The 14,751-nt window shown below is 64.7% G+C and carries 15 protein-coding genes; 11 read left to right on the top strand and 4 right to left on the bottom strand.

The window, feature by feature from the left end:
* The first annotated feature begins 125 nt into the window (after positions 1 to 125).
* Positions 126 to 734: a cupin domain-containing protein gene (locus FJW05_RS18445; RefSeq protein WP_140634628.1), complete on the top strand. Its 609-nt coding sequence runs from the start codon at positions 126 to 128 to the stop codon at positions 732 to 734.
* A complete protein-coding gene (locus tag FJW05_RS18440; RefSeq protein WP_140634626.1) occupies positions 724 to 1,809 on the top strand; it encodes an ABC transporter ATP-binding protein in 1,086 nt (361 codons plus the stop codon). The genes FJW05_RS18445 and FJW05_RS18440 overlap by 11 nt, the downstream gene beginning before the upstream one ends.
* 13 nt (positions 1,810 to 1,822) lie before the next feature.
* Here the strand turns inward: FJW05_RS18440 and FJW05_RS18435 are convergent, their stop codons facing one another.
* Positions 1,823 to 2,524 carry a GntR family transcriptional regulator gene (locus FJW05_RS18435; protein WP_181164991.1) on the bottom strand — a complete coding sequence of 234 codons (702 nt, stop codon included), beginning with the start codon at positions 2,522 to 2,524 and terminating at the stop codon, positions 1,823 to 1,825.
* Positions 2,525 to 2,790: 266 nt separating this feature from the next.
* On the opposite strand from FJW05_RS18435, the gene ggt reads away from it, so the two are divergent.
* From ggt to FJW05_RS18400, 6 genes are all read left to right on the top strand, one after another.
* Positions 2,791 to 4,377 carry a gamma-glutamyltransferase gene (ggt, locus tag FJW05_RS18425; protein WP_140634622.1) on the top strand — a complete coding sequence of 529 codons (1,587 nt, stop codon included), beginning with the start codon at positions 2,791 to 2,793 and terminating at the stop codon, positions 4,375 to 4,377.
* Between the two features lie 45 nt (positions 4,378 to 4,422).
* Positions 4,423 to 5,952, top strand: a complete 1,530-nt coding sequence (locus FJW05_RS18420) for an acyl--CoA ligase (protein ID WP_140634620.1) — start codon at positions 4,423 to 4,425, stop codon at positions 5,950 to 5,952.
* Positions 5,952 to 6,938: a 2-dehydropantoate 2-reductase gene (locus FJW05_RS18415; protein ID WP_140634618.1), complete on the top strand. Its 987-nt coding sequence runs from the start codon at positions 5,952 to 5,954 to the stop codon at positions 6,936 to 6,938. Before FJW05_RS18420 ends, FJW05_RS18415 begins: the two co-directional genes overlap by 1 nt.
* A gap of 56 nt (positions 6,939 to 6,994) precedes the next feature.
* On the top strand, positions 6,995 to 7,630 hold the full coding sequence (locus tag FJW05_RS18410; protein WP_140634616.1) for a 2'-5' RNA ligase family protein: 636 nt from the start codon (positions 6,995 to 6,997) through the stop codon (positions 7,628 to 7,630).
* Between the two features lie 135 nt (positions 7,631 to 7,765).
* Positions 7,766 to 8,119: a nuclear transport factor 2 family protein gene (locus FJW05_RS18405; RefSeq protein WP_140546912.1), complete on the top strand. Its 354-nt coding sequence runs from the start codon at positions 7,766 to 7,768 to the stop codon at positions 8,117 to 8,119.
* A 230-nt stretch (positions 8,120 to 8,349) separates the two neighbouring features.
* Positions 8,350 to 8,703 (top strand): ArsC family reductase, encoded by a 354-nt coding sequence (locus FJW05_RS18400; RefSeq protein WP_140634614.1) that lies wholly within the window; start codon positions 8,350 to 8,352, stop codon positions 8,701 to 8,703.
* Positions 8,704 to 8,910: 207 nt separating this feature from the next.
* Here FJW05_RS18400 and FJW05_RS18390 read toward each other — a convergent pair whose 3' ends face one another.
* The 3 genes from FJW05_RS18390 to FJW05_RS18380 all read right to left on the bottom strand — a co-directional run bounded on the left by FJW05_RS18390 (position 8,911) and on the right by FJW05_RS18380 (position 11,648).
* A complete protein-coding gene (locus tag FJW05_RS18390; RefSeq protein ID WP_140634612.1) occupies positions 8,911 to 9,261 on the bottom strand; it encodes a DUF488 domain-containing protein in 351 nt (116 codons plus the stop codon).
* Positions 9,262 to 9,359: 98 nt separating this feature from the next.
* Positions 9,360 to 10,616 carry an aminopeptidase gene (locus tag FJW05_RS18385; protein ID WP_140634610.1) on the bottom strand — a complete coding sequence of 419 codons (1,257 nt, stop codon included), beginning with the start codon at positions 10,614 to 10,616 and terminating at the stop codon, positions 9,360 to 9,362.
* Between the two features lie 117 nt (positions 10,617 to 10,733).
* Positions 10,734 to 11,648, bottom strand: a complete 915-nt coding sequence (locus FJW05_RS18380; RefSeq protein WP_140634608.1) for a LysR substrate-binding domain-containing protein — start codon at positions 11,646 to 11,648, stop codon at positions 10,734 to 10,736.
* 97 nt (positions 11,649 to 11,745) lie between these two features.
* Here FJW05_RS18380 and FJW05_RS18375 point away from each other — a divergent pair, with 97 nt between their 5' ends.
* The 3 genes from FJW05_RS18375 (at position 11,746) to sbmA (ending at position 14,739) form a co-directional block, all read left to right on the top strand.
* Positions 11,746 to 11,946, top strand: a complete 201-nt coding sequence (locus tag FJW05_RS18375) for a hypothetical protein (RefSeq protein ID WP_140634607.1) — start codon at positions 11,746 to 11,748, stop codon at positions 11,944 to 11,946.
* Between the two features lie 235 nt (positions 11,947 to 12,181).
* Complete coding sequence (locus FJW05_RS18370; RefSeq protein ID WP_246673519.1) at positions 12,182 to 13,339, top strand: YbfB/YjiJ family MFS transporter; 1,158 nt, start codon at positions 12,182 to 12,184, stop codon at positions 13,337 to 13,339.
* Between the two features lie 122 nt (positions 13,340 to 13,461).
* Positions 13,462 to 14,739, top strand: coding sequence for a peptide antibiotic transporter SbmA (gene sbmA, locus FJW05_RS18365; RefSeq protein WP_140634605.1), 1,278 nt, complete (start codon positions 13,462 to 13,464; stop codon positions 14,737 to 14,739).
* Positions 14,740 to 14,751 lie beyond the last annotated feature (12 nt).

The following is a 14,751-nucleotide window of genomic DNA, read 5'->3' as shown; positions in this document are numbered from 1 at the left end:
ATGAGGGGTGCTCCAGGGAACACAAACGTCTCACTCCGCTGGAACACCCCTCATCCGTCTCGGCGCTTCGCGCCGATCCACCTTCTCCCACAAGGGGAGAAGGGAAAGATAACGAGGACCATTGCATGGATGTCTTTGACGAAGCCGCCGAGAGGTCGAAAGACGATGCCGATATCCGCGTCGGCCGGCGCGTGCGGGCGCTCAGGCTCGAGCGCAAGCTGTCGCTGGCCGAGCTCGCGGCCAAGGCCGGCATCTCCATCGGCGCGCTCAGCCAGATCGAGCGCGGCATGTCGTCGCTGCGCGTCAAGGTGATCTGGCCGCTCGCGGCGGCGCTCGACATCGAGCCGTCGGCGCTGATCGCCGACGGCAACGAAGCGGTCAACGATCTCTATTGCGTGCGCGCCGACAAGCGACGGCAGATTCCGGTGAAATCCGAAGGCATCGCCAAGGCGCTCCTGTCGCCGCCGGCCGCGACGCTGACCGGCATGCTGGTCACGGTGGAGGCCGGCGGCGGCACGGCAGAAGCCTACGCCCATGCCGGTCACGAATTTGGCTTCGTCATGGCGGGCGAGGTCGAGCTGGTGGTGGACGCCAGCACCTATGTCCTCAAGGCCGGCGACAGCTTCGCCTTCAAGAGTACGCTGCTGCATGCCTTCCGCAATCCGGGCGCCGAGCGCTGCCAGATCCTTTGGGTCAACACGACAAAACCGTCCGAGGTGCGCGATGGCGCCTGATGCGCTCGTTCGGCTGCAGAAGGTTTCGAAAGTTTTTGCTGGCGGCATTGTCGGCCTCGAAGCCGTCGACCTCGACATCGCGCCGGGCGAGTTCCTGACCCTTCTCGGCCCTTCCGGTTGCGGCAAGACGACGAGCCTGCGCGTCATCGCCGGCTTCGAGAGCCCGACCAGCGGCAATGTGCTGCTCGACGGCCGCGACATCACCGGGCTGCGGCCTTTCGACCGGCCGGTGAACACCGTCTTCCAGGACTATGCGCTGTTTCCGCATATGGACGTCGCGGCCAATGTCGGCTTCGGCCTGTCGCTGCGCAAGCTCACCCGCGCCGAGCAGGCCAAACGCGTCCGCGAGGCGCTCGACATGGTAGGGCTCGCCGACAAGCTGCGCGCCCGCGTCTCCGAACTCTCCGGCGGCCAGCGTCAGCGCGTCGCTTTAGCCCGCGCGATCGTCTGCGAGCCGCGCGTGCTTCTGCTCGACGAGCCGCTGTCGGCGCTCGACGCGCATCTGCGCGAGCAGATGCAGGTCGAATTGAAGCGGCTGCAGTCGCGGCTGGGCACCACCTTCGTCATGGTCACTCACGACCAGACCGAGGCGCTGTCGATCTCCGACCGCATCGTCGTCATGAACAAGGGCCGCATCGAGCAAATCGCGCCGCCGGCCACACTTTACGACCGTCCGGCAACGCGTTTCGTCGCCTCCTTCATCGGCACGATGAACCTGTTGCCCTCGCGCTTTGTCGGCCGCGACGGCGAGCGCCTGCGCTTTGCCGCCGGCGACCTGCCGCTGGAGGCGATCTCGGACAGCGGCGAGACGCCGGCCGCCGGAGACACGCGAACCATCGGCGTGCGGCCGGAAGATCTCCTGATTGTCGGTGAAGCCGGCGAAGGCACCGCGCCGGCACGTGTCAGCGGCGTCGTCTTCCACGGCCGCACCCTGCGCCTGCATGCCGAGCTAGGGCAGGGGGTCCCGATCGTCATCGACGCCCCGCGCCGCGCCGACGGTTCTCAATTCAGCGTCGGCGACGTAGCCTATGTCAGCCTGCGGCTCGGCGCCAACTGCCCCATGCTTTCCAGCTGATGCGATAGGCGCTTCAAGACGCCTTGGCGAAGAATCCCTGATAATCGGACTTGGCCTGCAGCAGGCGCAGGATGTTCTCGCGTGAGCCGCGCACATGCGCACGGGCGCGCTCGCCGGCCAAGGCGACATCGCCGGCGCAGATCGCGTCGACGATACCGGCATGTTCTTCGCGGGTGAGCTTCCACTCGTCCAGCCACAACAGCTCGGTCCACACATATTGCTGGCATTTGTCGAGGATGCCGCAGAGCATGCCGTAGAGCATCCCGTTGCCGCCGATTTCGGCGATTGCCCGGTGCAGGTCGATGCCGACCTGGAGTTCCTCGAATTTCTCCCTGGTGCTGCGATCCGGGATCGCCGCCAGCCGCTCGCATTCGGCGAGCATCTCGCGCAGCCTTGCCTTGTCGGCGGCGGTCGCGTTTGCCGCCGCCAGCTCGGTCGCGCGCCCGTCGAGCAATTCGCGGATGTCGAAAGCCTCGCGGAACATGGTCAGGTTGAATTCGGCCACCACATAGCCCTGGCGCGGCCGCCCGATTACCAGGCCGTCGCGCTCCAGACGGTTGAAGGCCTCGCGCACCGGCGTGCGGCTCACCTTCAGGCGCTCGGCGATTTCGTTTTCCGTCACGCGGCCGCCCGGCGGGATCTGGCCGGTGATGATCAACGCTTTCAGCGCCTCGAACACCGAGTCGCGCAACGTGTTCTTTCTCTCCTTGCTCAAGCGTCCCGCCTCCAACGGTCAACCGCACGTCCGACGTTGACATCGGCTTTCGACGAACTACACTCAAAATTGTATACAAATTCGCATACCAAATCGATGACAGCAGGACACCGGTTGGAGAAGCGAAAATGACGAAGAGAGCTGCGCGACCGGATCGACCCGACGATCGCCGCCATTGCGACGTGTCTGATCGTGCTATCGATCGTCTTGTTGTCCGCCGCCCAGTTTTCGGCCGCGGACGTTGATACAAGGTTACCCAGACCCGCATGCGTGATTTCCAGTTTCTCGGCCGCTCGCCGGTCCGCGCCACCGAGGCGATGGCCGCGACCTCGCATCCGCTCGCTACGCTCGCGGCCATCGACATGCTGCGCTCCGGCGGCAACGCGATGGACGCCGCGGTCTGCGCGGCCGCGGTGCAGGCGGTGGTCGAGCCGCAGTCGACCGGCGTCGGTGGCGACTGCTTTGTCCTCTACTGCCCCAAGGGCGACGCGAACGTGCTTGCCTTCAACGGCTCGGGCCGTGCGCCAAAGGCCGCGACGATCGACTGGTATCTGGACAAGGGATTTAGCGAGCTTCCGAAGCAGGGTCCGCACGCCGTCACCATCCCAGGCGCCGTCGACGCCTGGTGCCGGCTGCTGGAGGATCATGGCCGCAAGGGCCTGGCCGACGCGCTCGCTCCGGCCATTCGTTACGCGGAAGAAGGCTATGTCGTGCACGATCGCGTCGCCTTCGACTGGAAGGATCCCGAGACCGACCTGTCGGCTGACGAGGTGGCCACGCGCATCTTTTTGCCGGGCGGCAAGCCGCCGAAGGCCGGCGACATCCATCGCCAGCCGGAGTTGGCGGAGACGCTGCGCATCATCGCCAGGAAGGGCCGCGCCGGATTCTATGAAGGCGAGGTCGCGGAGGATCTGGTCGGACGGCTTCGCGCGCTCGGCGGCCTGCATACGCTCGACGATTTCGCCGCCACCAAGGGCGATTACCGGAGCGCGGTCAGCACCGCCTATCGGAGCTACGACATCCACCAGATGCCGCCCAACAACCAGGGCCTGACCGCGCTTCTGATGCTGAACGTGCTCTCGGGCTTCGAGCTGGGCAAGCTCGATCCGGACGGCGCCGCGCGCCTGCACCTCGAGATTGAGGCCGGCCGGCTCGCCTATCAGGATCGCGATGCCTTTTTCGCCGACCAGGACCATGTCGATGTCCCGGTCAAGGCGCTGCTTTCCAGCGCCTATGCCGACAGCTTGCGCGCCGCGATCGATCCCGAGCGCGCCATGACCGATCTGCCGCGTCTCGATCTTCCCGGCAGCGACACGGTCTATATCAGCGTCGTCGATCGCGACCGCAATGCGGTGAGCTTCATCAACTCGACCTATTATTCGTTCGGCAGCGGCGTCGTCGGCCCGAAGACCGGGGTCGTGCTGCAGAACCGTGGCTCGAGCTTCCGCCTCGATCCGAAGCACCCGAATGTGATAGCGCCCTGCAAGCGGCCGATGCACACCATCATGCCGGGCATGATGACGAAGGATGGCCGCGCTCTCATGCCTTTCGGTGTGATGGGTGGCGGCTACCAGCCATTCGGCCATGTGCATCTTTTGACCAACATGATCGACTTCGGCATGGACCCGCAGCAGGCGATCGATGCGGCGCGGGTGTTCTTCAACCACGACGTCGTCGAGGCCGAGCGAAGCGTGCATCCCGAGGCCATTGAAGGCCTGCGCCGGCGTGGTCATCGTGTTGTGGAGCCCGACCATCCGCTGGGCGGCGGGCAGGCGGTGCTGATCGACTGGGAAAAGGGCACGCTGACCGGGGCGTCCGACCCGCGCAAGGACGGCCTGGCGCTCGGATATTGAGCGGCGCTGGACATAAGCCGATCGTTCGAAACATAGTCTGGAACCATGACGAACAGCGAAAACGCCACCGATCTCGCCCATCGCCTTGCCCCCGGCGCCGACGATGCGCCGGCCATCGCCGCGCCGGAACGGACGGCCCTCTCGCATGGCGGGCTGCGCCGCCTGATCCGCGATACCGTCGCGCGCTTGAACGCGCTCGGCATCGGCCGCGGCGACCGCGTCGCCATCGTGCTGCCGAACGGCCTGGAGATGGCCACGGCCTTCATCACGGTGGCGGCGGCTGCGTCCACCGCGCCGCTCAACCCGGCCTATCGTGCCGACGAGCTCGATTTTTATCTCAGCGATATCGGCGTCAAGGCGATCCTCGTCGGTAAGGACGAGGCAGGTCCCTCGGTCGAAGTCGCCGGGCGCCTGGGTATCCCTGTGCTGCGGCTGCTGGTGCCGGAGGGCGCGCCGTCCGGAACCTTCACGATCGAGGGTGAGCCGGTTGGATCGCCGGTCTCGTCTGGCTTCGCCGCGGAAAGCGATGTTGCGCTGCTGCTCCACACCTCCGGCACGACGTCGCGTCCGAAACTGGTGCCGCTCAGCCACGCCAACCTTGCGGCGTCGGCGGCGCATATCGGCGCGACGCTCGGCCTGACGCCGGCCGACCGCTGCCTCAACATCATGCCGCTGTTCCATATCCATGGGCTGATCGCCGCGGTGCTGTCCTCGCTCGCCGCCGGCGGCAGCGTCTTCTGCACGCCGGGCTTCAACGCGCTGCGCTTCTTCCAGTGGCTCTCCGAAGCCAAGCCCAGCTGGTACACCGCCGTGCCCACCATGCATCAGGCGATCCTGCCGCGCGCCGCCCGCAATCCCGAGCAGCTTGCCGAGGCGAAGCTGCGCTTCGTCCGCTCGTCGTCGGCGTCATTGCCGGCGCAGGTGATGGCCGAGTTGGAGAAGACCTTCGGCTGCCCCGTGATCGAGGCCTACGGCATGACCGAGGCCGCGCATCAGATGGCGTCCAACCGTTTGCCGCCGGGCCTGCGCAAGCCCGGCAGCGTCGGCGCGTCGGCCGGACCGGAAGTCGCCGTCATGGCGCCGGACGGGCGGCTGCTCAAAGCCGGCGAGGTCGGCGAGATCGTCATTCGCGGACCCAACGTCACGGCAGGCTACGAGAAGAACCCGGATGCCAATGCCAGCGCCTTCGCCCATGGCTGGTTCCACACCGGCGACCAGGGCGTGCTCGACGAGGATAGCTATCTGCGCGTCACCGGCCGGCTGAAGGAGATCATCAACCGCGGCGGCGAGAAGATCTCGCCGCTCGAGGTCGACGGCGTCTTGATGGATCATCCGGCGGTGGCGCAGGTCGTCACCTTCGCCATGCCGCATGACAAGCTGGGCGAGGAGGTGGCGGCGGCCGTCGTGCTGCGCGAAGGCCAGAGCGCCAGCGAGGCCGATATCCGTGGCTTTGCATCGACCCGGCTCGCCGATTTCAAGGTGCCGCGCAAGGTGGTGATCCTCGACGAGATTCCGAAGGGCGCGACCGGCAAGCTGCAGCGCATCGGGCTGGCGGCCAAGCTCGGGCTCGGCTGATGCGCATCACCGTCTTCGGCGCCGGCGCCATTGGCGGCTACCTCGCCGCGAAGCTCGCGATCTCCGGTCCTGTCGATCTGTCCATCGTGGCGCGCGGCGCGCATCTGGAAGCGATTAAGGCCGACGGCCTGCGCCTGATCGAGAACGGCAAGGAAACAGTGGCGCCGGTGAAAGCAGCGGCACGCGCCGAGGAGCTCGGCGTGCAGGACTATGTCGTGCTGGCGCTGAAGGCGCATTCGCTGGCCCCGGCGCTGGACGAGATCGCGCCGCTCTTGGGCGAGGCGACAGCCGTCGTCACCATGCAGAACGGCGTGCCCTGGTGGTATTTCTACAAGGCGGGCGGCGCTCTCGAAGGCACGCGGCTGGACGCGGTCGATCCAGGTGGGGCGATCTGGCAGCGCATCGGACCGGAGCGCGTCATCGGCTCCGTCGTCTATCCCGCTGTCGAGGTCGATGCGCCGGGCCTGATCCGCCATGTCGAAGGCACGCGCTTTTCGCTGGGCGAACCTTCGGGCGAAAAGAGCGAGCGGGCCACCGCGCTGGCACGCGAAATGGTCAAGGCCGGGCTGCAGGCGCCGGTGCGCGAGGACATCCGCTCGGAGATCTGGGTGAAGCTCTGGGGCAATCTCTCCTTCAACCCGATCTCGGCGCTGACCGGCAGCACGCTTGCGGCCATCGTCGCCGACGAAGGCGCACGCGCCGTCGCCCGCGCCATGATGCTGGAGGCGCAGGCGATCGGTGAGCGCCTCGGCGTGCGCTTCCTCATCCCCGTCGATCGTCGCATCAAGGGCGCCGGCGATGTCGGTGAGCACAAGACCTCGATGCTGCAGGACCTTGAGCGCGGCCGTCCGATGGAGATCGACGCGCTGGTCACCGCCGTGCAGGAGCTCGGCCGCCTGACCGGCCAGCCGACGCCGACCATCGACACCGTGCTGGCGCTGGTTCGGCGGCTGGCGATCGAGCGCGGGTGCTATTCTCCCTTGTAGTTTGTTCTTGTTTTGTTCTAGTCTGATTCTTTGGACGACATCCGAAAGGATCAGCCGTGAATGGAGAACCGTGGTACGGGATCGGCAGGAACGGCCAAGCTTTTTTCCGGTGGGATCGAGCCAGCCACGATCCGACTGATCGATTGTTCTTCGCCATCCTTGCCGAACAGATGATCGCCCCTATTCTGGAATCGCGTGCTGTGGCTTGGCAACGAGAGTTGGGACTTGGAGGCAAGTTGGTTCGTCCCAGTCATCGCCATATCTCGCTTGTCATGCTCGGTGATTACGACGGCTTGCCGAGGCTTTTGGTTGAGGATGCCTGCTACGCGGGCTCACTGGTACGAGCCCAGGTCTTTGATGTCTCTTTCAACCGTCTTTCGGCCTTTGGCGGCGGTGCATTGGTCTTGCGGGCAAGTGATGGCGTCCCACAATTTGAAGCCTTTTGGCGGGCGTTCACGGCAGCGCTTTTCGATAGCCCGTTGCAGCCTTTTGTCCCGAATTCAATGGCGCCGCATGTTACTTTGCTGCGTGACAAAGCACGCGTTCCGAAAGTTGAGGAGCGGGCAGTTGAGCCGATCGGTTGGACTGTGCGCGAGTTCGTGTTGATACACAGCTTCCTGCGTCAGAATCGATACCAGGTCATCAGGCGCTGGCAATTGACCGATCGGGACGACGCGCATGCTGTCATGTGAGCATCTCGAATCGTCCTTATCATCAGCGCGCAAGCCTCACCATCCTGACAGGATTTGTCACCTGTGGAGGGGGCCGTCGATGGCAGGCGAACGATCGATACCTACTTGATGTCTGGTCCAAACCGGGAGGAAATCATGACCACTGCCGAAATTGCCAAGGATTTCACCGAGCTCCTCAAGCGAGGCGACAACCACGGCGCTGCCGCGAAATACAATGCCGACGACATCGTCAGCTACGAGGCGATGGAAGGGCCGATGGCCGTCTGCAACGGCAAGGAGGCCGTCAAGGAAAAGGGCGCCTGGTGGGAAGCCAACCACGAGGTTCACGGCGGCTCGATCGAGGGTCCCTATGTCAATGGCGACCAGTTTGCGCTGCGATTCAGCTTCGACATAACGCCCAAATCGACCGGCGAGCGCGTCAAGATGGATGAGGTCGGCCTCTATACCGTCAAGAACGGCAAGATCAGCGAAGAGCGTTTCTATTACTGAAGCCGATCGGCCTGAGGCGTCTCGCTTCTTTCGCGACGTAAACTTGAAATCAGAGATGGCGACCGGGCTGGTGTTCCGGTCGCCATGTCTGCTTCTCAAATCGTCTTCACATAATCCGCAAGCTGGTCGGCCACCGTGCCCCAGCAAAATCGCGCCGGCGCGCTGGCAAAGCTTATAGGGCCGGCCTAGGCTCCTGCCGGATTCGAAAGCTCATGTGACAGAGGCCCGTCTTGACCATCACCATGTATGGCATCACCACCTGCGACACGATCAAGAAGGCGCGCGTCTGGCTGGAGAGCCATGACGTGCCATATCGTTTTCATGACTACCGGGCAGAGGGGATCGAGGCGGAGAGGCTCAGCGGTTGGATCGGCAAGGTCGGCTGGGAAAAGCTGCTCAACAAAGGCAGCACGACCTTTCGCGCGCTGCCGGAGAAGGACAAGGAAGCGCTCGATGAGAAGAAGGCGAGGAAGCTGATGCTCGCCAAGCCGACGATGATCAAGCGGCCGGTGCTTGAGGTGGGGGATGGCGTTATCGTTGGGTTCAAGCCGGAGGTTTACGAGGAGGCGGTGGGCGGGGAATGAGGCTCGACCACTTACGTCGAGTTCCTTCGCCCCCCTCTCTGTCCTGCCGGACATCTCCCCCTCAAGGGGGGAGATCAGCCTTCACGCCGGCTTTCGCCAATCAACCTTGCAGGAATTAGCGGGGCACCGGAGCTGCCAATCTCCCCCCAAGAGGGGGAGATGTCCGGCAGGACAGAGGGGGGCGCTGTCCCGCCAGCATCTCAACGTTTACGCCTTTAGGTACGCCGCCAGCGCCACCGCATTGTTGTGCGCTTCGTCATGCGCGCCGTAGAGCAGCGTCGCCTTGCCTTCGCGCAACAGACCACGCAGCTGCGCCACCGCTTCCTTGTTGGCGTCGAGCTCGGCCCGATACCGCTTCTGAAACTCGGCCCAGCGCTCCGGGTCGTGCCCGAACCATTTGCGCAGCGCGTCGCTCGGCGCGATCTCCTTCAGCCATAGCGTCAGTTCGGCGTCCTTCTTGCTGACGCCGCGCGGCCAGATGCGGTCGACCAGCACCCGTTGGCCGTCGGCTTTCGCCGGCGGCTCATAGACACGCTTCACCGCAATGTCGAAGGCCACTTACGCCTCCTTTGCCAAGCTCCGGCAAAGTGTGCAGCGGTTGGGCTCGGCGACTTCGCCGTAGCCGTCCGTCCGGAATTGCGCGACCAAAAGTACCGTTACGCCCACTCGCCCTTGCGCATCACCGGCACGCGGCCGCCATCCTTGGCCACGCCGTCAATGTCGATCCTGTCGGACCCGATCATCCAGTCGATGTGGATGAAGCTCTTGTTGCCGCCGCGCTCCGCGATCTCGTCCTGGCTGAGTGACGCGCCGTTGACGAAGCATTTCGAATAGCACTGCCCGAGCGCGATGTGGCAGGCGGCGTTCTCGTCGAACAGCGTGTTGAAGAACAACAGCCCACTCCGCGCGATCGGCGAGGAATGCGGCACCAGTGCCACCTCGCCGAGCCGCCGCGCGCCCTCGTCGGTGTCGAGCACCTTCTGCAGCACGTCCTCGCCCTTCGAGGCCTTGGCCTCGACGATCCGCCCGCCTTCGAAGCGCACCGAGATGTCGTCGATCAGCGTGCCCTGGTAGGAGAGCGGCTTGGTCGAGGAGACGTGGCCCTCGACGCGTCTTGCATGCGGCGTGGTGAAGACCTCCTCGGTCGGGATGTTCGGGTTGCAGGTGATGCCGTTCTTCGCCGTCGAAGCGCCGCCCATCCATTCATGGCCATCCGCCAGCCCGACGGTGAGGTCGGTGCCTGGCCCGGTGAAATGCAGCGCGTGGAAACTGTGCTCGTTGAGCCATTTCGTGCGCTCGGCCAAGGCGGTGTTATGCGCCTTCCAATTGCCGATCGGGTCCTCGACGTCGACCCGCGAGGCTGAGAAGATGGCGTCGGCAAGCTTCACCACCGCGACGTCGTCCGGCTCACCCGGAAAGACCTGTTTTGCCCAGGCAAGGTCGGGATAGGCGACGATGTTCCAATTGATGTCGAAGCCGGTGATCTTCTCCAGCGCCGGCTGGTAGGCCATCGAGTTGGCCTTGTTGGCGCGCGCCACCTTGGCCGGATCTTGCGACGACAGCAGCGACGGATCCTCGCCGCGCACCGCAAGCCGCGCCGCATTGTTGGAGAACGCCTTCGCCATGCCTTCGTAAAGCCAACCGGCGGCGCGGTCGAAGCCGGCGTCGGCGCCATAGCGGAAGCGCGCCAGCGTGATCTCGTCGTCGTTGAAGATAGGCGTCACCAGCCCGGCGCCCGCCTTATAGGCGTGCTCGACGATGCGGCGGGTCAGCGGCAGTGCCGCGATCGAGGAGGTCAGCACCAGGTCCTGTCCGGGCTGCAGCTGCAGCCCGACCTTGACGGCGACTTCCGCCAGCCTGTCGAGCTTCACCGGGTCGATGCTTGCCGAAACGCCGCGCGAATGTGTGGTCATGATCCTGCCTGCTATTTGTTGGGGTCCTCATCCTTACATAGACCGCTGCGATTGACCTTTCCACCGCGATCGAATGGGCCTGCTCTCAGGAATGACGGACCGAAAAGTGCGCAGCGGCTATGCCGCGCTGTCCAGCGCCCGGAACTGCGCCACGGTCGCCTCAATCTCCTCGCGGATCCAGGCCTTGAAGTCGCGTACCTTGCGGCTTTCGCTCTTGGTGGCCGAGGTCACCAGCCAGTAACCCAGCCCGCTCTCGGCCCTGATCCCGAAGGGCGCGACCAGCCGGCCGTCGGCCAGCGCGTCGGCGGTCAGCAACTGCCAGGCGAGCATCACGCCATGGCCGGCGATCGCCGATTCCAGGCAAAGCATCGGATCGGTGAAGCGCGCCCCTTTCTGGAAGGTGACCGGCTCGACGCCGGCCGCTTCGAACCAGCCGTCCCAGCTGAACATCGCCCGCTCGTCGGTGATGGCGCAGGTCTGCGCCAGATCGCCGATCGACTTCAGCCTGGCCGCGATCGAGGGCGCGCAGACCGGAAACACTTCCTGGGCAAGCAGAAGCTCGGCGCGCCCGCCCGGCCATTTGCCGTCGCCAAGCCGGATGGCGATATCGACATCGGAGCGGTCGAGATCGGCAACCCTGGCCGAGGCGTCGATGCGCAAAAGCACGTTTGGGTGTCTCGCGAAATGCCGCGACAGCCGGGGCAACAGCCATTTCGAGGCGAAAGCCGGCGCCACCGAGACGACCAGCGTGCACTCGTTGGCCTCGTCGGCCAACGCCACCGCTTGCGCGAGCTCGCGGAAGCCGGCGCTGAGCCGCGCCGTGAAGACCGCGCCGAATTCGGTCGGCACGAGCCCGCTTGGCGTGCGTTCGAACAGCGCCTGGCCCAGTTGCTTTTCCGTGCGCTTGACCTGCTGGCTGACGGCGCTGACCGAGACGTTGAGCTCCGCCGCCGCGCCCGCCAGCGATCCCAGCCGGGCGACGGTTTCCACGGCGCGCAGGCCGTTGAGATGGACGCGGTTCAGCATAGCCATCCAGTTTTTCTAAAGTGAACGGACCGAAATCTCAATTGAACCCCGACAGGATAGGGCAGAATTTACCTGCAACAACCTTGAGCCATGAGGTGGCCCGATGAAGATTTTATCTTTGCTGAAAGGGCTTTCCGGCGCCGAGGCGAGGCCGCGCGACGACGGCGAGATCGCGCGCTGGATCACCGATCCGCTGTCGCATCCGGTGCTCGACACCATGTCGGAACGCGAGCTCGGCGACATGCCGTTCCGGCTGACGGCCCGCCGCACAGCTTACGAGACGATAGGTTCGGCTGGCCGCTAAGTTGCCGCTTAATTGTTGGCCTTTTCGGCGGCGCGCCCCCTCATCCGGCCGCTTCGCGGCCACCTTCTCCCCCTGGGGAGAAGAGATCGCGCCGGCACCGACAGGCCCCTCTCCCCACCGGGGAGAGGTCAGCCGAGCGAAGCGGAGGCTGGGTGAGGGGGCGTTTATGCCTAGGCAGCCCTGGCCCAACGTAAGCACATTGTCTCGCGGACGCACATTCTTATTGTGCGCCGCAATGAACGCTTCGCCATCTCCCCTGCGGCTTGCTCTCGCCGGCATGGTCGCGCTTGCCGTCGCCATGGGCATCGGCCGCTTTGTCTACACGCCGATCCTGCCGGGCATGATGGAGGGACTTGGCCTGACGCCGGCCGATGCCGGTTGGATCGCTTCCGCCAATTATGTCGGCTACCTCATCGGCGCGCTTGCCGCGGCTGGTGGCTGGGCGCATGGCCGCGAGCGCATGCTGATGTTCGCCGGCCTCGCCGCCAGCGCAGCGCTCGCGGCCCTCATGGGGCTCAACGAGACGATGGCCGCCTTCCTCGTCATCCGCTTCGTCGCCGGCCTCGCCAGCGCCTTCGTCATGGTGTTCATGGCCTCGATCGTCTTCAGCCACCTGGCTGAGGCCGGCCGCGGCGATTTGCAGGCGCTGCATTTCGGCGGCGTCGGTCTCGGCATTGCCGCGTCCTCGGCGCTGCTGGCGATCCTCGTCTCCGAACACGCGGGCTGGGCCGCCGGCTGGCTCTGGTCTGGAGCGCTTTCGGCGGTTGGCCTGCTCATCGTCATGCTGCTCGCCGGCTCGACCACGCCGGCCAATGTCGCCGACGGGCGCGAGCCGGCGCTGCCGAAGGACGGATCCCTGGTGAGGATGATCGTCGCCTACGGGCTGTTCGGCTTCGGCTATGTGGTGACGGCCACATTCCTGGTCGCTATCGTCCGCCAGGGCGGCGGCGGGCGCGTCTTCGAGGCCGCTGTCTGGATGGTCGCCGGCCTGGCTGGCTTTCCCTCGACTTGGGCGTGGCAGAAGCTCGCCGGCCGCGTCGGGCTCTACGCCGCTTATGCCGCGAGCTGCCTGGTCGAAGTGGTCGGCGTCACCGCCAGCGTCGTCGTCAAAGGTGCAGCCGGACCGTTGATCGCCGGCATCCTGCTCGGCGGCACCTTTATCGCCATCACGGCGCTGGGCCTACAGATGGGCAGGCAGCTCGCGCCGCGGGCGCCGCGCCGCATCTTCGCGGTGATGACCGCGGCCTTCGGTCTCGGCCAGATCGTCGGCCCGATCGCCGCCGGCCTGCTCGCCCAGGCTTCGGGCAATTACGTGCTTGCCTCGATCATTGCGGCGTCGGCGCTGCTCGCCTCTGGCGTCATTGCCTGGTCGGCTGCGCCAAAATCGCCATGATTTGCGGTTTGTTCGATGCCGGGCGTTGGGCACGGGCATTTTCTTTCCCCCTAATGTGTGACTTTATGCCCGCCGAACTGCAACGCCGCTGATTTGCGGTCAGACCGAGGAAACCCGCCACAGTGTTCGTATCCTTCTTCCCGCAGCCGAAGCTCTTCTTCACCTCGGCCGCCGTCTGGAGCCTTGCCGCGATCCTGTTCTGGTTCTTCGGCGGCGAGCAGCTGGGCGCCGTCTTCGGCCTGCCGCCCGTGGCGGCGGGTTCGCCGCCGATCATCGGCATCGCGGTGCTGTGGTCGAAGCCGTTTCTGTGGTTCTACATGTACTTCGTGGCCTGCGTGGCGATCTTCTACGCCTTCTGGAGCTGGTACGCCCCGCACCCGTGGCAGAACTGGTCGATCGTGATGACCGCAGTCATCCTGTTCTTCATCTACTTCAATGTTCAGGTCTCGGTTGCGGTCAACAACTGGTACGGTCCTTTCTTCGACTACGTTCAGGGCCTTATGTCGGGAACGACTCCCTCGACCAACACGGAATTCTACAAGGGATTGGCCGATTTCTCCTGGCTGGCGCTGGTCGGCATGAATGTGCAGGTGGTCAATGCCTTCATCGTCAGCCACTGGATCTTCCGCTGGCGCACCGCGATGAATGATTACTTCATGGCCAACTGGGGCCGGCTGCGCCACATCGAGGGCGCCTCGCAGCGTATCCAGGAGGACACGATGCGCTTCTCGCAGATCATGGAAGATCTCGGCTCGACCTTCGTTCAGTCGATCATGACGCTGATCGCCTTTCTGCCGGTCTTGATTCAACTGCAGGCCCACATCACCGAATTGCCGATCATCGGCACGGTCCCCCAGCCGCTGGTCGTTGCCGCATTGGGCTGGTGTCTGTTCGGAACGATTTCCGTGATGATCGCCGGTCTCAAATTGCCCGGCCTCCAGTTCCGCAACCAGCGCGTCGAGGCGGCTTACCGCAAGGAACTTGTCTACGGCGAGGATCATCCCGATCGGGCGCAGCCGGCGACGACGACACAATTATTCGCCAATGTCCGCCGCAATTATTTCAAGCTATATTTTCACTACATCTATTTCAACGTCGTGCGTTACACCTACCTGCAGGCCGACAACATCTTCTCGTTGCTCATCCTTGGGCCCTCGCTGGTTGCGCATAAGATCACGTTCGGCGCCCTGAACCAGATATCGAACGCGTTCGGCAAGGTGACGAATTCACTTCAATTCCTACTGAATTCGTGGTCGACGATTGTCGAATTGCAATCGGTGCACAAACGTTTGCGGGCCTTCGAAGCGACGCTGCAGGGCGAGCAACTGCCGATTGTCGATCAGCACTATCTAGAACGCGAGCAAGCTGGCATGCGTCCCGAAGATCAACCGGCAAGCTAGAGCGCGGCCAGC

The sequence above is a fragment of the Mesorhizobium sp. B2-9-1 genome, assembly GCF_006439455.1.
Lineage (GTDB): Bacteria > Pseudomonadota > Alphaproteobacteria > Rhizobiales > Rhizobiaceae > Mesorhizobium.
The sequence above is the reverse complement of the archived record's forward strand: the minus strand, read 5'-3'. Positions and strand labels throughout refer to the sequence as shown.

Coding starts and splice junctions, on each gene's coding strand:
- FJW05_RS18370 (WP_246673519.1), top strand. CDS start 12,182: ATGAACGCTTCGCCATCTCCCCTGCGGCTTGCTCTCGCCGGCATGGTC.
- FJW05_RS18420 (WP_140634620.1), top strand. CDS start 4,423: ATGACGAACAGCGAAAACGCCACCGATCTCGCCCATCGCCTTGCCCCC.
- FJW05_RS18380 (WP_140634608.1), bottom strand. CDS start 11,648: ATGGCTATGCTGAACCGCGTCCATCTCAACGGCCTGCGCGCCGTGGAA.
- FJW05_RS18385 (WP_140634610.1), bottom strand. CDS start 10,616: ATGACCACACATTCGCGCGGCGTTTCGGCAAGCATCGACCCGGTGAAG.
- ggt (WP_140634622.1), top strand. CDS start 2,791: ATGCGTGATTTCCAGTTTCTCGGCCGCTCGCCGGTCCGCGCCACCGAG.
- FJW05_RS18440 (WP_140634626.1), top strand. CDS start 724: ATGGCGCCTGATGCGCTCGTTCGGCTGCAGAAGGTTTCGAAAGTTTTT.
- FJW05_RS18415 (WP_140634618.1), top strand. CDS start 5,952: ATGCGCATCACCGTCTTCGGCGCCGGCGCCATTGGCGGCTACCTCGCC.
- FJW05_RS18375 (WP_140634607.1), top strand. CDS start 11,746: ATGAAGATTTTATCTTTGCTGAAAGGGCTTTCCGGCGCCGAGGCGAGG.
- FJW05_RS18445 (WP_140634628.1), top strand. CDS start 126: ATGGATGTCTTTGACGAAGCCGCCGAGAGGTCGAAAGACGATGCCGAT.
- FJW05_RS18405 (WP_140546912.1), top strand. CDS start 7,766: ATGACCACTGCCGAAATTGCCAAGGATTTCACCGAGCTCCTCAAGCGA.